The 21,435-nt window shown below is 42.6% G+C and carries 21 protein-coding genes and 1 pseudogene; 11 read left to right on the top strand and 11 right to left on the bottom strand.

Annotation, left to right across the window (positions count from 1 at the left end; translation table 11 throughout):
- The first annotated feature begins 4 nt into the window (after nt 1–4).
- The 9 genes and pseudogenes from AAEY75_RS07190 (at nt 5) to AAEY75_RS07150 (ending at nt 8,413) form a co-directional block, all read left to right on the top strand.
- Nucleotides 5–421 carry a hypothetical protein gene (locus AAEY75_RS07190; protein WP_352259232.1) on the top strand — a complete coding sequence of 139 codons (417 nt, stop codon included), beginning with the start codon at nt 5–7 and terminating at the stop codon, nt 419–421.
- A 32-nt stretch (nt 422–453) separates the two neighbouring features.
- On the top strand, nt 454–804 hold the full coding sequence (locus AAEY75_RS07185) for a hypothetical protein (RefSeq protein ID WP_197216772.1): 351 nt from the start codon (nt 454–456) through the stop codon (nt 802–804).
- 246 nt (nt 805–1,050) lie between these two features.
- Complete coding sequence (gene tkt / locus AAEY75_RS07180) at nt 1,051–3,048, top strand: transketolase (RefSeq protein WP_352259231.1); 1,998 nt, start codon at nt 1,051–1,053, stop codon at nt 3,046–3,048.
- A 284-nt stretch (nt 3,049–3,332) separates the two neighbouring features.
- On the top strand, nt 3,333–3,854 hold the full coding sequence (locus tag AAEY75_RS07175; RefSeq protein ID WP_194197828.1) for a hypothetical protein: 522 nt from the start codon (nt 3,333–3,335) through the stop codon (nt 3,852–3,854).
- A 274-nt stretch (nt 3,855–4,128) separates the two neighbouring features.
- Nucleotides 4,129–5,646, top strand: a complete 1,518-nt coding sequence (locus tag AAEY75_RS07170; protein WP_352259230.1) for a hypothetical protein — start codon at nt 4,129–4,131, stop codon at nt 5,644–5,646.
- 164 nt (nt 5,647–5,810) lie between these two features.
- Nucleotides 5,811–6,227: a hypothetical protein gene (locus AAEY75_RS07165; protein WP_352259229.1), complete on the top strand. Its 417-nt coding sequence runs from the start codon at nt 5,811–5,813 to the stop codon at nt 6,225–6,227.
- Nucleotides 6,228–6,263: 36 nt separating this feature from the next.
- A pseudogene (locus tag AAEY75_RS07160) lies at nt 6,264–6,449 on the top strand (transketolase-like TK C-terminal-containing protein); the annotation flags it as partial.
- 281 nt (nt 6,450–6,730) lie between these two features.
- On the top strand, nt 6,731–7,273 hold the full coding sequence (locus AAEY75_RS07155) for a hypothetical protein (RefSeq protein ID WP_352259228.1): 543 nt from the start codon (nt 6,731–6,733) through the stop codon (nt 7,271–7,273).
- 60 nt (nt 7,274–7,333) lie between these two features.
- Nucleotides 7,334–8,413 carry an NERD domain-containing protein gene (locus AAEY75_RS07150; protein WP_352259227.1) on the top strand — a complete coding sequence of 360 codons (1,080 nt, stop codon included), beginning with the start codon at nt 7,334–7,336 and terminating at the stop codon, nt 8,411–8,413.
- A 56-nt stretch (nt 8,414–8,469) separates the two neighbouring features.
- Here AAEY75_RS07150 and AAEY75_RS07145 read toward each other — a convergent pair whose 3' ends face one another.
- A complete protein-coding gene (locus AAEY75_RS07145; RefSeq protein ID WP_352259226.1) occupies nt 8,470–9,408 on the bottom strand; it encodes a LysR family transcriptional regulator in 939 nt (312 codons plus the stop codon).
- 161 nt (nt 9,409–9,569) lie between these two features.
- Between AAEY75_RS07145 and AAEY75_RS07140 the strand changes: the two genes are divergently transcribed.
- Together AAEY75_RS07140 and AAEY75_RS07135 are read left to right on the top strand one after the other, a co-directional pair.
- Nucleotides 9,570–9,989 carry a nuclear transport factor 2 family protein gene (locus tag AAEY75_RS07140; protein ID WP_352259225.1) on the top strand — a complete coding sequence of 140 codons (420 nt, stop codon included), beginning with the start codon at nt 9,570–9,572 and terminating at the stop codon, nt 9,987–9,989.
- A gap of 45 nt (nt 9,990–10,034) precedes the next feature.
- On the top strand, nt 10,035–10,262 hold the full coding sequence (locus AAEY75_RS07135) for a DUF2798 domain-containing protein (RefSeq protein WP_352259224.1): 228 nt from the start codon (nt 10,035–10,037) through the stop codon (nt 10,260–10,262).
- Nucleotides 10,263–10,362: 100 nt separating this feature from the next.
- Here AAEY75_RS07135 and AAEY75_RS07130 read toward each other — a convergent pair whose 3' ends face one another.
- From AAEY75_RS07130 to AAEY75_RS17535, 10 genes are all read right to left on the bottom strand, one after another.
- Complete coding sequence (locus tag AAEY75_RS07130) at nt 10,363–11,334, bottom strand: DUF4424 family protein (protein WP_352259223.1); 972 nt, start codon at nt 11,332–11,334, stop codon at nt 10,363–10,365.
- Nucleotides 11,327–12,298: a peptide ABC transporter ATP-binding protein gene (locus AAEY75_RS07125; protein ID WP_352259222.1), complete on the bottom strand. Its 972-nt coding sequence runs from the start codon at nt 12,296–12,298 to the stop codon at nt 11,327–11,329. The genes AAEY75_RS07130 and AAEY75_RS07125 overlap by 8 nt, the downstream gene beginning before the upstream one ends.
- The gene (locus AAEY75_RS07120; protein WP_352259221.1) at nt 12,295–13,362 is read right to left on the bottom strand and encodes an ABC transporter ATP-binding protein; all 1,068 of its coding nucleotides are present in this window, start codon (nt 13,360–13,362) and stop codon (nt 12,295–12,297) included. The genes AAEY75_RS07125 and AAEY75_RS07120 overlap by 4 nt, the downstream gene beginning before the upstream one ends.
- Before the next feature lies 1 nt (nt 13,363).
- A complete protein-coding gene (locus tag AAEY75_RS07115) occupies nt 13,364–14,278 on the bottom strand; it encodes an ABC transporter permease (RefSeq protein ID WP_197216786.1) in 915 nt (304 codons plus the stop codon).
- Between the two features lie 156 nt (nt 14,279–14,434).
- A complete protein-coding gene (locus AAEY75_RS07110; protein WP_110923113.1) occupies nt 14,435–15,451 on the bottom strand; it encodes an ABC transporter permease in 1,017 nt (338 codons plus the stop codon).
- A gap of 164 nt (nt 15,452–15,615) precedes the next feature.
- Complete coding sequence (locus AAEY75_RS07105; protein WP_352259220.1) at nt 15,616–17,256, bottom strand: ABC transporter substrate-binding protein; 1,641 nt, start codon at nt 17,254–17,256, stop codon at nt 15,616–15,618.
- Nucleotides 17,257–17,725: 469 nt separating this feature from the next.
- On the bottom strand, nt 17,726–19,369 hold the full coding sequence (locus AAEY75_RS07100) for a GMC family oxidoreductase (RefSeq protein ID WP_352259219.1): 1,644 nt from the start codon (nt 19,367–19,369) through the stop codon (nt 17,726–17,728).
- Nucleotides 19,370–19,587: 218 nt separating this feature from the next.
- The gene (locus AAEY75_RS07095) at nt 19,588–19,914 is read right to left on the bottom strand and encodes a DUF779 domain-containing protein (protein WP_110923110.1); all 327 of its coding nucleotides are present in this window, start codon (nt 19,912–19,914) and stop codon (nt 19,588–19,590) included.
- A 319-nt stretch (nt 19,915–20,233) separates the two neighbouring features.
- Complete coding sequence (adhP, locus tag AAEY75_RS07090) at nt 20,234–21,262, bottom strand: alcohol dehydrogenase AdhP (RefSeq protein ID WP_110923109.1); 1,029 nt, start codon at nt 21,260–21,262, stop codon at nt 20,234–20,236.
- Between the two features lie 96 nt (nt 21,263–21,358).
- A partial coding sequence (locus AAEY75_RS17535; protein WP_502944368.1) for a hypothetical protein occupies nt 21,359–21,435 on the bottom strand: 77 nt, incomplete at its 5' end.

Genomic DNA, 21,435 nt, shown 5'->3' with positions numbered 1-21,435 from the left:
AGTAGTGGCATTATACGCAGATGGTTCAGGTCAATATCAGAGTGAGTATGACGCTCTGTGGCAAAGCCTTGTGCCGAAAAGTGGTCGTGCCGCTACACTTCAAGGTGAGCTCGTTCGCTTGATCGGTCGGTTGGCTAGCGAGTATTACCGAAATGGTAATATGAATTGGAGTGATGATTTTAACGGCATGGCTAAGTGCCTTGAGGCTGAACTAAGACATCATTTCGATGAACCGTCAGACCAACAAGCCATTCAAGTGTATTTGTATCAGATAATTAAAAATGGCGAGACAGGTATCTGCTATTACCTAGATGGTGAAGATATATACGATAAAATAACGGATTATGTTGTGATGTTCTGCCGACAGAACAAGTCGGCTGTGCTTAATCACTGCCTAGAGACTTATCATTACTTGTACTAATTCAGGCGACTCTTCTATTAGGTGATACTTCTATGACGCAGTTTTATTTAAGAACCGCAAATGATGAGTTGGCAACATTCGATTGGGTATCCATAAAGCGTTATATTATGGACTTGCCTTATTCAAATGAAGAGCATATCGTCTTAGGTAGCTTGCTTGATGATAATAGTTATACCCAGACTCGTATTAATATAGAAACCTATCGTACAGATGGGCTGTATGATTTAGAAGTGCGAATTCCTATAGCGAGTGGGTTTAAGCACTATCAGCGCTATACTAACGATACGTGCCAAGTGATAGATAGTTTTTATCTGTTTTACACCAACCAGCCAGTAGATATCAGCTTGTATCAAGATATAACGGCTGAATTTGATTTGTATTGATTTAAAGCTCATGTCATAAATCCCAAATTACTGACCAGTATTATTCATGATATGTATGAAGTCTGAGCAGTAATAAACTTGGCTGTCATGCCATTTTTTGGCGTGACTTGCATCAAATATGTTAATATTGCACTTTGATTTTATAGCCAACACGGTAAGGGCGCATTTTGCGTCCTTATTTTATTACCCTTTGAGTAAACTCTCCTCTTATCAGCCATACCCCTCATTTGAATATTAGGACACTCTATGCCAGCTCCAATTAGCGAACGTAAATTAGCCAATGCCATTCGTGTACTGTCGTTTGACGCGGTACAAAAAGCCAACTCTGGTCATCCAGGTGCTCCGATGGGCATGGCTGATATTGCTGAAGTTCTGTGGCGCAAGTTTTTGAAGCACAACCCAACCGATCCACAGTGGCATAACCGTGACCGCTTTGTCTTATCGAACGGCCATGGCTCAATGCTTATTTACTCATTGCTGCATTTATCTGGTTATGATTTGAGCATCGATGATCTGAAAGGTTTCCGCCAATTGCATTCAAAAACGCCAGGTCACCCTGAGCTTGGCTACACACCAGGTGTTGAGACAACTACTGGTCCACTAGGTCAAGGTATTGCTAATGCCGTTGGTTTTGCTATCGCTGAAAAAACTTTAGCGGCACAGTTCAATCGTGATGGCCATAACATCGTTGACCATAACACCTACGCGTTTTTAGGTGATGGTTGCTTGATGGAAGGTATCAGTCATGAAGTGTGCTCACTGGCTGGCACGTTAGGTCTTGGCAAGCTGGTCTTCTTCTATGATGACAACGGTATCTCAATCGATGGTAATGTTGAAGGTTGGTTCACTGATGATACGCAAGCGCGTTTTGAGTCTTATGGTTGGCAAGTTATCAAGGTCGATGGTCATGATGCTGATGCTATTACTCAAGCCACTGAACAAGCGCTTAAAGAGACTGCTAAACCAAGTCTTCTGATTTGCAAAACCACGATCGGTGCTGGTAGCCCGAACAAACAAGGTCTAGCAGCCAGTCATGGCGCACCATTGGGTGATGACGAAATCGCCTTGACTCGTGATGCACTGTCTTGGAAGCATGCTCCATTTGAATTAGATGATGAAATCTATGAAGCGTGGGATGCTAAAGCCAAAGGTGACGTACAACAGAAAAACTGGGATGCGGACTTTGACGCTTATAAGAAAGCCTATCCTGAACTGGCATCTGAGTTGTTACGCCGTCTAAATGGTGATTTGCCTGCTGACTTTGATAGCCAAGCACAAGCCTATATTCAGCAAACGCAAGAAGCGGGCGGCGATGTTGCTAGCCGTAAAGCCAGTCAAAACGCTATCAATACCTTACAGCCATTATTACCAGAATTGCTAGGCGGCTCAGCGGATCTAGCTGGCTCGAACCTGACACTATTCAAAGGCGCTAAAGGCATCGAAAAAGACGCTGACGGCAACTATATCTATTATGGTGTACGTGAGTTCGGTATGACCGCGATTGCCAATGGTATCGCACTCCATGGCGGCTTTATCCCTTACGTAGCGACGTTCCTGATGTTTATGGAATATGCTCGTAACGCAGTACGCATGGGCGCACTCATGAAGCAGCGCGTCATCCATGTCTATACGCATGACTCTATCGGTCTGGGTGAAGATGGCCCAACGCATCAGCCAGTTGAGCAATTGACTAGCCTACGTACCACGCCAAATCTACGCACATGGCGCCCGTGTGATGCAACTGAATCTGCTAGCGCTTGGGTAGAAGCAATCAAGTCAGAAAACAACCCGTCAGCGTTGATCTTTAGCCGTCAGAGCTTGCCACATCAAGCACGTGATAGCAAGCAAGTAGCGAACATCACCAAAGGTGGCTATGTACTTGCGAAAGAGCAAGGCGAGCTACAAGCTATTATCATCGCGACAGGTTCAGAAGTTGGCCTTGCGATGGAAGCGTATGAGACATTGAGCGCAAATGGCGTTGGCGTCCGTGTGGTCTCTATGCCATGTGCTGAGATTTTCGTCGAGCAAGATGCTAGCTATCGCGACGCGGTATTGCCTGCCAATATCCGTGCCCGCGTCGCAGTAGAAGCGGCACATGTGGATTACTGGTATAAGTTCGTTGGTCTAGATGGCAAGGTTATCGGTATGACCACTTATGGCGAATCTGCCCCTGCAGATCAGTTATACAAAGAGTTTGGTATTACGACTGATGCTGTGGTTGAAGCGGTAAATAGTTTGGTGTAATAAACCTAACTTAGTTAGTGTTTAAAGAAAAGAGCCATCAGAGAAATCTGGTGGCTCTTTTTTATATTTGGATTTTAGTTTTGGAGCAGTTCTTTTGATTCACCTGCATCAGTATTGGCATCGACAGGGTAATTGCTGCAATCAGTATGGAGCTGTATTTCAAATTGAGGATTTGATGGTAAATGTAATTTACACTGAAGTTACCGTTTTGATAGTGTGCTATGAGCACTCGAATGAATAAAATGGAATACAATATATTATTGCTAAGTGGATCAAGGAAAATTATGCAAACATTTATTCAAATCATATCTGAAAGTACAGAGTCAAATATTGAAAAATTTAATCGAGTTGAAGAGTTAACTCGTGATGAACTTGAAAATTTAGGCTCAACTAGGTTAGTGCTAACACTTCAAAAGATGCAGTGGGAGAGGAGTATTTTCGCTATAGGAATGTTTTCACTATTTGAGGCAGTAGTTCAAAAGGAACTCAAGATTGAGAAAGGTTCAGCCTTTAAGGAGTTAAAACAAAAGCTTAAAAGTCATAATAAGATAGAACTGCTTGAAAGTTTTGAAGAGTTCTATTGCGCAATTAATGTATTAAAGCATGGAAAAGGTATGTCCTATACAAAACTTTTAGAGAAACGAAATAGTCTACCGTTTGAAATCACACCAGCTAATTCAATATTTAGAAATGAAGGTGATGTATCAGAGATTGAAGCTCTGGTTTACGTGGATAACAATTTTTTAGAAAAATGTTTGGCAGTCATTTGTCAATGCTATGAGGAGCTATTCAGAATTTCATCGTAATTTTTATCTTATAGGTTCGCTGGGCGTACCCTGAAAACTAACATCTATTTCATAATAAAAATCAATATTAAAATCGTGGATTAGAGAGGAATTATTTACAGCTTAATCTAGATGTAATAATCATAACAAATGTTTATAATATCGCTATGCAAACGAAAGAGAAAATCAGCATATATAAAACGGTACGACAAATTAGCTAAATGCTATGATTTGTCGTGTTATTGCACTGGGATAAAATCATGTCACTCAATCTCACATCTTCTAAGACAACAACATGCTAAATTACACTGATTCTATTAACTCGCAAAAGCCATTCCTTAAGTCTAATCAACCGACTGTTGAAACAGTAAATGTGCTCTTAGCGTTAGATGATTTCTTTTCTGACATGTCAAAAAAGGTGGGTTCTAATGAGTTAGGTGATTTGACCAAGCATCATAACTTTATATATGAAAAAGAGCTTCGTGACTGCAATCTTGATTATTCACTAAATAGTCTCAAGCGAATTGATGAGTGGTTGCTAACGGTTAAAAAAAGACTGCCTGACTTTACAGAGCATCGAATATTTTCTTCAGAGTACTCGCTGCACAATAGCTCGACTATTGAGATATTGAGCTACTATTTAGGTGAAATCATTGGACGAGCTCGTAGAGAAGCCCCAGTTTGGTACCCTGATGCAAGGGATCATTGTATAGGGGATCAGACCGCATTGACTGAAAACATGTTTGTCGAGTTTGATAGTGATATCCAAGATTTGTGTGATTTTTTCGTTCCTAAGCAAATGATTTACCAAGCATTGATAATAGTTAGTGACGATGGGGCATTACAAGACCAAACAATTTGGCAAAGTGTGCTGGAGTTAGTTCCATCTACTATATTAAGTAATACAGATTTAAATCAGCCTTTGCCACCCGTACCCACTATGGAGTTGAAGTTTGATAGAGAGATTGAATTTGCTAATTTAGATCGAGCGGATTTAGCTTACTTACAGATGATGCCTCCAAAATGGATGAAAGACGACATCTTGTATGAACAGATCAACCAATTGGCCAAGTTATATAAAACAGGCAAAGTAGTATGGGCTCATGTCGTTCAAGCAAATAAAATGCTATGGTCTTCTGATCAGGCATACTCTTGTCCTGCTGGAATAGTATACGATCCGACAGGGCGAACACCAGTTTCTTATCTAGCAGAAATTGCACATGAACTTTATACTTTTAAAAATACCATTCCTGATACAGATGATATAGAAATATTAAAGTATGCTGAGCACATAACTGACGAACATACTAGAATGCTTGGTTTTGACATCCCTAATAGCATTACGCCTTTACCACTAAAGTCTACCAGTCTGTTCGTTTGGCGATTACATTTACCCAATGGTATTTTGCAAAGCTCATTTCCTATTTTAATCAGTGATGAAACAGCTGAGGTTACTGTACTTCCTGCCAAGTTTTGGGAGCAAGCTTATTATGATGAATGGATTCAAGACAGTTATTTTGAAGAAGATATGTATTACGGCGTACGAAAACTTTATGAGAGTGACAATTCTTGGAAAAAGTATGAGAAGCACCTTCGGCCACAAGTGACTGAGCTTATTGATGATATTCCGAGCTTAGCTAATAAAGCATCTTTTAACAGTTATAAGCCTACTTCAACCGATATGGACTTCGTTACAGAATCGATTCAACAGAATTTTGCAGAAGCAAAACAAGAAAGTACAAGCTTCATGAAAATTGTCATTGGCGTAATTATATTTATAGCTGTCTTATATGGGTTTAAGTTCTTTACTTAATAGATATCAACCTAATGAATTATTTTTTGAGAAAGCCACCATGTCCCTAAAATCTAGCTTCAAAGGATTCTTAGGCAAGACCGTTATCAACGTTACCATGTGGCTAAAGCTTGAAAAAGACATCTATAATCCGAAATCAAAAAGTATAAAGGCTGGACACAAAGATGAATATCGTGCATCAAAAAGTAGCTATCTATAACAATAAAATTAAAGAAAGTGCTGAGTTAATATTTGAAAGCTATTCGGCTTCTTCTGAAAATGTTGGACTAACTCTTGTATTGGCTGGACTTGGTAGGTATCAATTTCAAGATAGTGATTTTTATAAGGCTTTATTCGGACTAAGGGCGCTATTAGAGCCTAAAAACATTGTTATATGTATTAATGGATGTAGATTAGATTTTGTCTGCTCAAGTATGGGTCAGCAAATGTCACGAGGACAAGTTGGCTATATAATTGAAATGGGAAAGCGAGGCACTAACAGAGTTGGGACTTTTGACCATTGTGATGATCTAGATAAATTAACCACCGTAAATAAGCAAATCGACTGTATCAAACAATGGAGTGAGTCGTTAAAAGGTTAATTTATTGGTTATATTAAATGAATATTTGATGTAAGTGCCAATATCCGTGCCCGCGTAGCAGTCGAAGCGGCGCATGTAGATTACTGATATAAGTTCGTTGGTCTAAATGGCAAAATCATTGGTATGACCACTTATGGCGAATCTGCTCCTGCAGATCAATTATACAAAGAGTTTTGTATTACGACTGACGCTGTGGTTGAAGCTGTAAATAGTTTGGTGTAATAAATCTAACTTAGTTAGCGTTTAAAAAAAGAGCTACTAGAGAAATCTAGTGGCTTTTTTTTATGGCTTAATCTTTGGCTCTTCTTTCATTAATATGGCTCTTCTTTCATTAATATGGTTATTGGTAAAACAACTGCTGCAATCAGTACTAAATTCTGTGCCTCAACATAATGATTTAGTGGTAAATTAGAATGGACTGATTGCTCACAAAATTACATTTTACGTCTTGTGCAGCTCTCGTATAAAAATAAATTATATGACTATAGAACTGGAAAAATTAGATGGATAGTATCGAGCTGGCAAAAGTTATCACATGGCTAAAACAGATTGAACTAAGTGGAGGTTTGATAGCAGCCTGCATAATCGGAATATTTGGACTATGTGGTATTCTCATTACTCAGAAATCTAAACGCAAAAGGGAGTATGAAGCCTTTTTGAGAATAAAGTTTGAGGAAGTGGCTTTTAGACTGGTTGATTTTGCAGCCATTATTCAGGAAATTCAATCCAAAAGTTTTTCAAGCAATTGCGATGAAGTTTTAGATGTTGATGAATTTTACAGAGAAGGTGGCAAGATAGAAATATTGATAGCTTTATATTTTCCAGAGCTTGAGAAAAAATTTGAGTTGTTTTTAAATGCAGGTGGAAACCTGATAAATGCACAGCAGGAATATGAAACTAATCCTAGTGATAGTACTTTAGACGTACTTAAACAGTTTGATGAAGAGTATGATCGGGTTTATAAGAGTTTTTATAAACATATCAGATCATGCTCTTCTAATTACGCTAAGTCTTTAAAGCGTCGTAAGAGAGTGCTAGTTAATTAAATTTAAAGAGTTTCGTTAGTACGCCTAGCATATTCTATAACCATTCTAAAGATCGCTATTATGTCCCTAAAATCTAGCTTCAAAGGTTTCCTAGGTGAAACCGTCATCAACGTCGCCATGTGGTTAAAACTAGAAAAAAACGTCTATCACCGATTAAACGGTATTACCTTGCCAAGAGCCAACGGTGGTAGTACCCAAATCGATCATATCATCGTCTCCGTATACGGCATCTTTGTCATTGAAACCAAAAACTATAAAGGCTGGATATATGGTAGCGAGAAGCAAAAGCAGTGGACACAAGCTTTCCCGAATGGAAGTAAATTCAAATTCCAGAACCCACTGCGTCAAAATTATCTGCATATCAAGACGCTCGCAGATTTATTAGGTTTGGAGCTGAGCTACTTCCATTCGATGATTGCTTTCATCGGTGAGTGCGAGCTGAAAACCCGTGATGAGCTACCCGAACACGTATTGACAGGTGGCATGGTGTCTTATGTGAAGAAAAAGCAAGATAAGATACTGACTGAAGACGAGGTTAAGTCCATCGTTGAGCAGATTAATAGTAATAGATTTAGCAAATCTTGGCGCACCAATCGAGAGCATAAAGCCTATTTAAAAGACAAGCATAGCCCCTCAAACAAGCAGCCTAGCGGTAACGCTAATGATAAACCAGTGGCTAAAACTACTAATAAGCCAATACCTGAGCCGATAGCAAAAGAGCCCGCTAAACGAGTTACGCTGAAAAGCAGAGAAGTGCTGCGATGGTCGGGTCAGACTGAGATTGAATCTAGCGAGTTACTAACGGACAGTCTGAATACTCAGCAGACAAATACACCACATGTCAGTATATCGCATGATATTGCCGATAAAGTGTTTCTTACACCGTTTGAAGTTATGGATCCTGAGTTATCGGGCAATGATTTTAAAACAGCTGAATGTGAGATTCTCACGTCTAATAGCACCAATCTTAAAGCTGTTGAGCAAATCAATCATATAGCTGTTACAGAGCAAGTACCCACCTGTCCAAGATGCAATGGCGAGATGATCAAACGTGTTGCCAAAAAAGGCGCACATCTTGGTCAGGAATTTTACGGTTGTTGTCAGTTTCCTAAGTGTCGCGGCGTGGTGAATATGAACTAGCGGTATTCTATATGAGCCTTATTCTATACAAGCTGTACTCTATACAGCTACTTTAGTTAAGCGCAACTGGCAATTAACCAATCAGCAACTGCTCTCACTCGTGCAGAGCGTCTGACATCGGGATGCATCACAAGATAGAGAGGGTAGTCTTGAGTGAGTGGAATGCTGGTATTTGAGATTGAATCCTGATTGTCTGAAACGAGTGTTGAAGAATGGATGTTCTCCAATGTTGGTTGTGTTCGAGCGGTCAGCGCTACTCGGTTAATTGGGTCAACTGCCGTCAGCTCTGGGTATTGGTGAGCCAAAAACTCTGGCAGTAACGCGATGCCTATTTTTTTACGAGCAGCATGACAGGCCATATATAAATCATTAGTGTTAAATGCAACCGTATAGGCATGCTGTTGCACTAAAGCCTGTGACCAAATCAGTACTCTAGCATTAGCTTGAAACTCTATTAATTGCCATCGATCAGAATGGGTGTTTTTGAGGTATTCATTATTAGCAAAGAAACCGTATCTTGTGGACCCAATTATACGAGCAACCAGATCTTCCTGTGTGGGACAACGCGTTCTTATGGCGATGTCTGCTTCTCTGTGATGTAAATTGCTCAAGCCAACTTCACCGCTCAACGCGACTAATATATCTGGGAACTGCTGGCGAAACTCAGTCAGAGCCGGTATCAGCACTTCATTTGCCCAGACAGGTGGTGCCGATATAACAACTTTTCCCTGCATTGCGTTCTGATCAATCGCCATTCTCTCAAATACAGCTATCTCTTTTTCGACCTCAATGGCTTGGCTGTAGAGCATCGACCCTTCTGGCGTCAGTGCATAGCGTTTGCCTAGTCGATCAAACAGATTTACCGCTAATGTTTGCTCAAGATGATCAATTCGCCTCGCCACGGTACTGTGTTGTACGCCCATTTCCTCAGCACAGGCAGTCAGAGTTTGTTTTTCCACCAAGCAAACAAAGTAAGCCAAATCATCCCACTGCATCTCATTATCACCTTTTAGTCTAAGCACTAATGTCAGTATAAATAATAAGTTTAGCAAATTTCACCGTGCATTTTTGCACAGTGAGTGCCTATCTATCATCTGTTTATCTTTACGCTACTATATTAGACTCGTTATCTACTTTATAAAATATTGAGAGACGTATGCAATCACCATCAAACACCCAAACACTCGATCAATTTTTGGGACACATCTTTATGGGTGAATATGAGCAAGCCATGCAGCGATGTGATGAAAACGTTAAATTCGTGGTTTTTCGAGAGGATGCAGACAGTCAGGTGCCTATTTATGGGACGCACAGTGGCAAAGATGAAGGCATTAATTTTTTTAAAAATCTTGCAAAAATGTTCGAGTTTGGCGAGTTTATAATGGAGGAGTCTATCGTCGCTGATAACTATGTGATCAGATTTGGCAAGCTTGCTCACACAGTCAAACACACGGGGAAAGTGTTTAATAGCCTGTGGTCAATGATTGTCCGTTTTAATGATGCTGGCGAGATTTGTCTGTACCGCATGCACGAGGACACAGCGGCATTAGAAGCGGCTATGCAAACCTCAAGATAGACGATAAATGAAAGGTTGAAACTGCTTGAGGTGTTTATGGATCAGATGAAGCGAAAAATTTATAAGTTCCGCATTGTTAATACTGCAATTATGGCAGTTTCATTATCAGGGGTGATGACGGTTTATATTACCTTTATCAATCTTGGTATGGTGGATAGGTTTGTTTATTACTGGTTTAAAGCTTGGATGCTGGCAGCGCCTGTCGCCTTTGTTTGTGTCATGATAATAGCCAATCCGGTGCAAAAACTGACTAAAAGGCTGCTAGACTCATAATTCATCAGAACGCTATTACTCAGAACGCTTGAATTTATTGCCACGACTGCTGTCGAAATAATTTTTATCGGTGTGCTAGGCAGACCCTACAAACTAATTGCTATTTCATAATAAAAGCGACGTCAAAATCATGGGTTGGCACAAAATTACTTTCTTTGATTTCAAACGTCGTTGGTCCAATCTTCTTAACGTTACCCTTGCCTTTCCAGCAGAATGAGACCAGTTCGTTAGGGTCGCGTTTTACAGTCAGTTTAAAGTTGGTGATAGGTTTGGCCCAATTTGCCCCCGTAGTTAGGATATAGCTTAAGGCATGATAGGGACGACCACCACCCTTGTGAAATCCTCTCTGAGTTGAACTGTCTACGCAAAAATTTGGAAACTCTTCCTCACCTAGATGCACCGAGCCACCCACTAACGGTTTATACGTGTGTTTGACCTTGGTGGTAGTATTGGCTTTGAAGGTTTGCTCCCAACTATAAATAATTTGTGAATCCCAAGGCATATAAAAGTACCCTTCATCATAGATAAATTTATCTAGTGCCTTATTATTACAATCTACAAGACGTTGATTGATGTCATCGGTATCAAATTTATAGGTCCAAGGTGACATCATTTCAGCATCACTAATATCGCACGCCTTAAAAATGTTGGTGGTATCAATAGGCGTTTCCCCATAGTGTCTATTACCATCTTTGGTGACAATCGGATGCATAAAAGTACGAACATGCTGATTAGGAATGATAGGCTTACCACTGGCCCAAACTTTAAAGTTATCATAAGTGGCACTTATATCAGCGTAATCTGAGTCCATAGAGCTAGGCACAGCCGGCATAGGAAAAAGAACCGTCTCAGTAATGTCTTTATTACTGAGATTTTTGAACTCATAATTGACGCGAATTTCATCTTTTGAGATGTATAAATCCTCACTATGCATGCTGATGTTTTTATTTTTCAGATACTCAACACCGCCTGCACCGACATAGCCCGTAGAGTCGTTTGCTTGGGCAGCAGTCATCGCTAGCAGTACAGCGTAAGCTAACGTACCGCTAAACATCAGATGGCGCTTAACCATATATTTCTTCCAAACGTAAACAAGCAACCAATCGACCGTCCCATTCGCGCAGTTGTGGCTCTATTTCGCTACATTGTGGTTTGGCATAGGGGCAGCGTTTATGCAGGGCGCAGCCACTTGGTGGATTGAGCGGACTTGGTAGCTCACCTTGTAGGGTCAAATCGTTTTTATGGCCATTTACCGTTGGGGCAGCAGCCAATAGTGCGATGGTATATGGATGTTTTGGCGCATTATAGATCGCTTCTTTGGGGCCGTGCTCAACCGCTTGACCTAAATACATGACCATCACATCATCAGCGACGTGGCGTACGACCGATAGGTTATGCGAGATAAAAATGTAAGCGGTACGATATTCATCCTGCAAATCCATAAATAGATTTAAGACTTGCGCCTGAATGGAGACATCGAGTGCGGAAGTCGGTTCATCAGCAACGACAATTTTAGGGTTGAGCATCATCGCGCGGGCGAGAGCAATCCGTTGGCGCTGACCACCCGAAAACATATGCGGATAACGACCAGCATGTTCGGGACGTAGACCAACATTTCTCATCATCTCGTTGATTTTTTCACGCTTTTCTTCTTTAGAGAGTTTCGTATGGATATCCAATGGTTCCGTCAACTGATAGCCAATAGTATGGCGTGGGTTCAAGCTCCCATAAGGGTTTTGGAATACCATTTGAATTTCGGTACGCAGCTCTTTGAGCGCCTTTCTACTATAGCCAGTGGTGCCTTCATCGTTGATAAACAGCTCACCGTGTGTAGGCGCTTCGATCAGCGTCAGCTGGCGGGCAAGCGTGGATTTACCGCAGCCCGATTCACCAACGACTGCCAATGTCTTGCCAGCTTCAAGCTCGAACGAGATACCATTGAGGGCTTTTACGTATGCTTTTGCTTTGCCCAGACCTTGTGATACTGGGTAGTGCTTGTGTAGGTTGTCTGCTTTTAAGACCACTTTGTTACTCATACTTGGGACTCCAAAGTAGCAGCGTGAGAGGGGCGAGAAGTAATATTAGAATCAATACAACGCACCTTACCATTGGGCGTATCTAAAATAGGTGGTGGTACTTCACAAGAAGGTTCTTTATATGGGCAACGCGGAGACAATAGGCAACCACTTGGACGATCATATTGACTTGGTACGACCCCTGGTAAACTGTTCAATCTATCTTGACCGATAGCTAGCTCTGGGATGGCTTGTAGCAACGCCTCAGTATAAGGGTGAGCAGGATGTTGAAAAATCTCTGGCACAGTACTGGTTTCAACCACTTGTCCGGCATACATGACCGCGACATCACGTGAGTTCTGTGCGACCAGTCCCAAGTCATGAGTGATCAATACCATCGCCATTTGCTTTTCGCGTTGTAATCGGCTCAGCAAATCCATGATTTGTGCTTGTACGGTGACATCCAGAGCAGTAGTTGGCTCATCTGCGATAAGTAGTTTTGGCTCACAAGCAATTGCCATCGCGATCATGACCCGTTGACTCATACCACCTGATAGTTGATGCGGATAGACTTTGAGTCGGTTTTTGGCATCGGGCATCTCGACCAATTCTAGTAGTTCTAATATGCGCGTCTGTACTGCGGCGCCTCGTAAACCAAGGTGCTTGCGTAGTACTTCGCCCAGTTGCATCTCAACGGTGAAGCTTGGATTTAGGCAAGACATGGCATTTTGAAAAATCATAGAGATGTCTTTACCAATGATGCCGCGCTTCTCTTTGGCAGGCATGCTGAGCATGTCTTTGTTATCAAACACTACTCGCTGTGCGCGGACTGTCGCAGAGGGTGGCAACAGTCCCATCAGTGCCATCATAGTGACAGACTTGCCTGAACCAGATTCACCGACGACGGCGATGACCTCACCTTGTGCGATTTTCAATGACACATCATCTACTGCACGGAAAGCACGTATCCCTTGACCGAACGTCACCGATAGATTTTCGATATCTAATAGCAATGGTGATTCTTTTGCTGATGCACCATTCATAGAGGTATGGTTGGTTGGCGTTTTAATTAATGGATCAGTCATGTTAGGTCACCTGCTTTAATTTGGGATCTAGTGCATCGCGTAAGCCATCACCAGTCAAGTTAATCGACAGGGCAGCCAAGAAAATAGCGACACCCGGCCAAATAGCGAGCCAAACATTACTCTGAATGTATTGACGTGCCGTACCTAACATCGCACCCCATTCTGCATCTGGTGGCTGTACGCCAAAGCCTAAGAAACCAATCGCGCCTGCTTCCAAAATAGCAGAAGAGAAAATCATCGTTGCCTGTACGATAAGCGGTGCCATGCAATTGGGTAAAATGGTGATAAACAATAAGCGCAGCACGCCAGCACCCATTACCTGCGAGGCGATAAAGTACTCACGTTGTAGCTCTACCATTGCAGTAGCACGAGTCAGACGAATAAAGGGTGGTGTACAGACCAAAGCGATGGTAATAATCGTATTGGTCATAGAAGGCCCTAAGATAGCGGCAATGATGATGGCCAATAGTAAGCTTGGATAGGACATCAAAATGTCATTGACCAGCATGACGGCCTTGCCCCAGACTTTTGGCCAAAATGCAGCGCTCAGCCCTAAAGAAATGCCAACGAGCATAGCCAGAGTTGTGGCGCTCAGACCGATAAACAGTGAATAACGCGCGCCATACATCACTCGAGACAGCGTATCTCGTCCAGCATCATCTGTACCTAGCCAAAACATGGTATTGCCGCCATCTAGAAAAGCAGGTGGTAGTTGCTCTTGACCGGTGAACAACTCATAAGGATCATGAGGGGCAATGGTAGGCGCGAGTATGGCGATAAGCACCATCAAAGCCAGTACAATAAAACCAAGTACCGCGCCTTTATTGCGACAAAACGTCGATAAAAATAGCTGCCAAGACGATGGCGGCGTGAGTGCCGCAAGCTTAAGATCAGAGGGAATAGCAGAAGGCTTCATGAGCATTTCCTATAGTGGCTAACGCGTTGCAAATATGTAGAGTCCCATTTCTAGCAATCATTCCTAGCAATCATTCAGGAATGTGCTGAAAACGACTAAAAACCATACAATCGCTATTCGTCACTACTTATAATATGAGTATTTATCAATGTTAGATTAAGAAGTATGTCGAATACGTGGGTTGATAAGACCATACAAAATATCAATAAATAAACTAACCAAAATCAAGGCAGTCGCGACCAGTAAGATACCGTTCTGTACAATCGGATAATCACGAGTGAAAAACCCATCAAGTAGCCAATTCCCAACGCCTGGCCAGCTAAAGATGGTCTCGGTAATAATCGCACCAGCCAATAATGTTGCCATCTGTAGACCAACGACAGTGACTACTGTAATTAAGGCATTACGCATCACGTGCACCATGATTACGCGGCTTGGTGATAAGCCTTTGGCACGTGCAGTACGCACGTAATCTTCATCCAGCACTTCTAGCATCGCCGAGCGCGTCATCCGTGCAATCATCGCAAGCGGAATAGTCGATAAAGCAATAGAAGGCAAGATAAAGTGTTTGACCACGTTCCAGAATGCGCCAGGTTCGCCCGAAGTGAGAGAGCCGAGTAGCCATGAGCCATATAACGGCTGCACATCTAAGAACTGCGCGACAGAGATTACCCCAGCGACAGGTAGTAGACCGAGGTAATGAGCAAATATTCCTGTGAGGATAGGCCCCAATAAATAGATAGGCATAGAGTACCCTGCCAACGCACCTGACATGAGGGTGTAATCAATCCAAGTACCACGTCGCAGCGCGGCAAAGATGCCTAAGCTCACGCCAATGACACTAGCAATGACAATGGCGCATAGAGCCAGCTCTAAGGTGGGGACGAAATGGGCAAAGAAATCTTGTAATACGGGGGTGCGAGTACGAAAAGACTCACCAAAATCACCCGTCAAGATGCCAGTCAGATAATCCCAATATTGGGCTACAAGAGGTTTGTCTAACCCCAGTCGCTCTAGGGCGCGAGCGTGTAGCTCTGGATCGACCATACGCTCGCCCATCATAATTTCAACCGCATCTCCAGGGACGAGACGAATCAGAGTGAAGGTCGATAGGGTCAAGCCAAGGTAGACAGGAATGAGAATAGCGATTCGACGCAGAATATAAAGTAGCATGGGCTGCTCAATAGTTGTGATTCAATGATAAGAGTGTTTGTGAGGGTAAGAGGGTCCGCGACAAAGCGTTTAATGCAGATGAATACGGCTGGTGCAGGAAGTCTGACCCAGCCGAATATAAATTAAACCATTATGTATGTCGTATCGGATCTAATCAGTGAAGATTATTCAACTTTCACACCATCGAAACGTATTGAGCCAAGCGGACTGATTTTATAATCGACCACGTTTGGTGCAGTAAATACGGTCACAACCGAATGCGCCATCGTTGTCCAAGGCAGTTGCTCTTTGAATATCTGCTGCGCTTGTACATATTCATTCACGCGCTCATCTTGATTATTAATCTGACGAGCATTGGTGACTAAATTATCGAAGTCTTTGTTACACCAGCGCGAGTAGTTATTTCCGCCGACAGCGTCACAAGACAATAATGAGCCAAGCCAGTTGTCCGGATCGCCATTGTCGCCGGTCCAACCCGCTAGAATGACATCAGGCTCGCCTTTAGCCGCGCGCTTCAGGTACTCACCCCATTCATAAGTCACAAGCTTGGTATTTACGCCAATCTTGGCCCAATCTGCTTGTAGCATTTCAGCCATGAGCTTGGCGTTAGGGTTATAAGGTCGTTGAACGGGCATATACCATAAGTCGATAGAAAGGTTGTCTGCCCCCGCTTCTTTGATAAGGGCTTTTGCTTTCTCAACGTCATAAGGCGCGTCTTTGAGAGACTCGTCATAACCCCACTGCGTTGGCGGCATCGGATTGGTGGCTTTTAAGCCTTCGCTTTGATAGACCGCATTGATGATGGCGTCTTTATTGATGGCCATGTCTAATGCTTGACGAACTCTCAGATCACTCAATTTGGGTTTTTCGACGTTATAACCGACATAACCGACGTTAAATCCAGGTTGGTCAAGTACCGTAGCCTTACCAGAGTTTTTAACTGCTTCAATCTCAGCAGGTTTTGGATAGGCGGATACATGACATTCGCCTGCTTGAACTTTTTGGGCACGAACGGCTGAATCTTTTGTGATGACAAAGACGAGATTGTCGATATAAATATCGTCTTTGTTCCAATAGTCTGGGTTTTTGGTATAACGAATTTGCGCGTCTTTTTGATAAGAAGTAAAGACGAAAGGTCCGGTACCCACTGGCTTAGTATTAATATCAGCGGCATTGCCATCAGCCATCAATTTGTTGGCGTATTCAGCAGAGTTGATATAAGCGAAAGGCATCGCTAGGTTCTGTAAAAACGGCGCGTTGGTTTCGCTGAGCGTGACTTTTACCGTATAGTCATCCACTTTTTCAATGTTAGAGATAATATCAGGTAACCCCATACCAACCGAATACGGGAATTCAGCAGGATAGGCTTTATTAAATTCAAACTCTGGGTTGGTAATACGCTCCAGGGTAAAGAGAATGTCGTCTGCGTTAAAATCTCGAGTCGCAGTAAAGTAATCAGTTGTACCGAATTTGACCCCTTTACGCAGATTAAAGGTATAGGTTTTACCATCTTCGCTCACATCCCAACTTTCGGCCAGTCCTGGTTGAATCTCGGTACCCGCTCTTTTGAATTCTACCAAGCCATTATAGATAGGGAAGGCGCTCGCATCAAAATCAGTACCTGAAGTATACTGCGCTGGATCGAAACCTGCAGGGCTACCTTCTGAACAATAAAGCAATGTTTTAGCCGCTTTAGCATCTGAGCTAGCAGCAGAATCGTCGGTGGTTTTATTGTCGCCGCCACAGGCACTAATAGCTAAGATAAGTGTCGTCAGCATGGTAAGTTTAAAGAGGGATTTTTGCATTATTACATCCTATGTAGTGATAGGTAGCTACTCGTATATCTACATGTTCGTACTCGATCATGAATATAATGAGCAAGCATTTAATAACCTTGAAAATATCTATGTATGTGATCTTTTATATGAATTTCCATATATACAAAAATAAACATATTAAAGGTTGTTATAACTTTAATTTATATCTATAGAAACTAATAATATAAACAACTCGTTCGAGTATACTCTCTTAATCTGCAATAACGCAAGATATAATTAAACTAATTTCGATAAAAAATACATTAATGTGCCACTTACAGCACAAATTTAATAGAATATGCGGAATTTTACTATTTTATCTATTTATTTAAGGTAGGAAGTTAGATGATTACGAAATAACTTGAGTATGGTTTTATAACGAATTACAGACGAAAAGAAATAATCTGGTTACGTGTACTTGACGTAACCAGTTATAAAATGCTTTTATGATGGTTATTTATGTGACAGTGTTTTCGACATGGTTATGAGTTGCCTTGATAATATCTGCCAGTTTTTCAGCAATCATAATCGTCGGCGCATTAGTATTGGCGCTAATCAGCGTTGGCATGATTGACGCATCAATGACTCGCAGTCCGCTCACGCCGCGTACCTTTAACTCTAAATCCACTACAGAGCGTTCATCTGAACCCATGCGGCAAGTACCGACAGGATGATAGATGGTATCGGATTTATTGCGAATATAGCCGAGCATGCCGTCTTTTTCTATGTAAGGGGCAGGGTAGTCTTCCGTAATGTATTCGGCGAGAGGAGATTCTTGCATGATGGCTCTAGTACGCTCAGCACCAGCCACCATGCACTCTACATCTTTTGGATGAGATAGGTAGTTTGGATCAATCAGGACTGCATCAGAGGGATTGGCAGAATCTAGTCTAACGGTGCCGCGACTCTCAGGACGCAGGTAGCAACTATGGCAAGAGATGGCAAAGCCACGTCTGAGATCGCGACCGTGTTCAATCACACGAGATATGACGAAGTGTAGCTGAGTATTTGGCCACTCTTTTGGGGCATCGCCGACACTGAAGAACGCACCTGCTTCGGCATAGTTGGTAGACAGCAATCCCGTGCCATCTTTTCTCCATTGTCGAATGCTTTTGGTCAAACGGGAAATCGTTGCCATACCAATGCCAATGACATCAGTGGTATTTACTTCGTAATCAAAGACCACGTCTAGGTGATCTTGCAGGTTGCCACCGACATCAGGTGAATCTACCACAACCTCGATACCATGTGATTGCAAATGCTCGGCTGGGCCAATACCTGATAACATTAACACTTTAGGCGAGCCGAAAGCGCCACCTGATAGGATGACTTCACGATGTGCCATGACGGTATGTTTGACACCATCCTTTTCATAAACCACACCAGTCGCTTGTTTGTCTTCAATGATGACGCGATTGGCTTGTGCGTGAGTAATAACGGTTAAGTTTGGGCGGCTTTGGACAGGATGTAGATAGGCGGCAGCAGCAGAACAACGCTGACCTTGCTTTTCTCCATGAAAATGGGTGACTTGATATAACCCTGTACCATCTTGTTTTTCGCCATTAAAGTCTGTGTTATGGTCGAGACCATTGGCAATAGCGGCTTCTACAAAGGCTTTTGAGATATCGCGTGGGCTGAGCAAATCGCTAACGTGCAGCGGTCCGCTGTCACCATGTAGTGCATCGCTACCATGGACGTTGTTTTCTGCTTTGATAAAGTAGGGTAGGACATCATCGAATCCCCAACCATCACAGCCTTCCTCTACCCAGCGCTCATAGTCTAGCGCACTGCCGCGTGTATAAATCATGGCATTGATAGCAGAGGAACCGCCTAGGCATTGGCCGCGTGGTTGGAAGCCGCGTCGGTCATTTAAGTGTTTTTGTGGGGTAGTGTGAAAGCACCAGTTATTTAACTTTAATGGCTTACCTGGCACCATCAGAATCAATCCAGCAGGCACACGAATGGCAAGGTCTTTGCCTTCGCCGCCAAACTCTAATAAGCAGACACTGATTTCTGGATTTTCGGTGAGGCGGCTGGCGAGTACACAGCCGGCAGAGCCGCCGCCCACGATGACGTAATCAAACGTTTTATCAAATTCCATTTTATCTTCCTTATAGCATCCATGCTAATCAAAACGAGCTTTTTAAAGTAAGCTACTCTTTACAATATCTATTATTTTGCCAGAATAATAAAATAAAAATGACTAGAGCGTGTAGATAGAGAAAATAGACTATCAATAGGAGCCTATTGATAGGTTTTTTGAGGGTATTTGGCAGTATTTAGCACCATTTCGAAATAAGGGCACGCTCTAACAGCCATTTATATTGAGCAAATTTCTGAACGTACAATAAAACGTTTGCCTTCAGGAATTTCTAGCGAAAAGCTGGCGCCACGCCCGTCAACCACATCAATGGTCAAATCCGTATTTTGCCATAATTTGTGCTGCGCTTTGCCCATATAGAATGGACAACCAGCAATCTCACCGACCAATACATCTTGGCCGCCTACCTTAAACTCACCTAGCGGATAACACATGGGGGAGCTACCATCACAGCAGCCACCAGACTGATGAAACATAAGCTCACCGTGCTTGGATTTAAGTAGTTCGATTAGGTCTATGCAGGACTCTGTCGCTTTGACTTTCATGATGATTTCCTTATCATAAGAATGTGATTGTAGAAAACGTCTCATTAGCTATGAGCGTCTTATTAAGTATAAGTGTCATACTGGATGAGAATATAAAAAGCCGTATCGTTTTCACTCACATCATTTATAGCATGTGAATGAAGACGATACGACTGATGGTTTGTGATTAAATGTGTGAAGCATTAAGACAATGTCAGAATCTCACAAGCAATATAGTCAATCCTCTATAAAAGAGTGACAGCGTTAACCTCACTTGAGGTATCACATATATATCTGCGCTCGGTTGCCTTTTATCTCTTTTAAACTGAATCAACTATAACTACATACTGTAGTCAATTACAATGCGACCTTCGATTTTGCCGTTACGCATACGCTCAAAGATATCGTTGATGTTTTCCAACGGCTCAGCGCTAACAGTGGCTTTTACTTTACCTGCTGCTGCCATGTCCAGCGACTCTTGTAAGTCGAGACGCGTACCGACGATAGAGCCACGAATGGTAATACCGTTGAGCACTGTATCAAAGATAGAAACAGGGAAGTCACCCGTTGGTAAGCCGTTAAAGACCACCGTGCCACCACGTCTGACCATGCTCAACGCTTGATCGAACGCGATAGCAGATACGGCTGTTACTAACACGCCATGAGCACCGCCAATTTCTTCTTTTAGATACTCGCCAGGATCGGTATTTTTTGCATTAACGGTAATGGTCGCGCCTAGTTTTTTGGCAAATGCGAGCTTTTCGTCATCGATATCGACTGCCGCAACGTTCAGTCCCATTGCAATGGCGTACTGTACGGCCATATGACCGAGACCACCGATACCAGAAATAACAACCCAATCACCAGGCTTGGTGTCGGTCATTTTAAGGCCTTTGTACACGGTGACGCCTGCGCATAAAACGGGTGCAATTTCAATCGAGTCAACACTTTCAGGGATAATACCGACGTAGTTGGCATTGGCCAGTACATATTCCGAAAAGCTACCATTAACTGAATAGCCTGCGTTTTGTTGACGCTCGCACAAGGTTTCCCAGCCGCCTAAACAATGGGTACAGTGACCACAAGCAGAGTAAAGCCAAGGTACACCGACGCGGTCGCCTTCTTTCACATGGGTAACACCTTCGCCGACCGCGGTGATCAGGCCTACACCTTCATGTCCAGGGATAAATGGTGGACTTGGTTTTACGGGCCAATCGCCTTCGATAGCATGCAAGTCAGTATGACAGACACCAGATGCTTGCATCTTGACAACAATCTCACCCGCGCCTGGCGTTGGAATATCAACTTCTTCGATCTGTAATGGTTGGTTAAACTCATGTAATACGGCGGCTTTCATTTTATTACTCATATAATTCTTCCTTGTTAGAGTTTTTGCATAAAAATGCTATATAAACATCACAAACACACTTTGCAACCTCGATTGCAAAGTGCTTCGAACTTTGGCTTAAAAGAACCCCATTTTTTTAGGATCGTAAGACACCAGCATGTTCTTGGTTTGCTGATAATGATCAAGCATCATCA

Origin of the sequence: Psychrobacter sp. TB55-MNA-CIBAN-0194, from assembly GCF_040309505.1 — a bacterium.
Taxonomy (GTDB): domain Bacteria; phylum Pseudomonadota; class Gammaproteobacteria; order Pseudomonadales; family Moraxellaceae; genus Psychrobacter; species Psychrobacter fozii.
The sequence above is the reverse complement of the archived record's forward strand: the minus strand, read 5'-3'. Positions and strand labels throughout refer to the sequence as shown.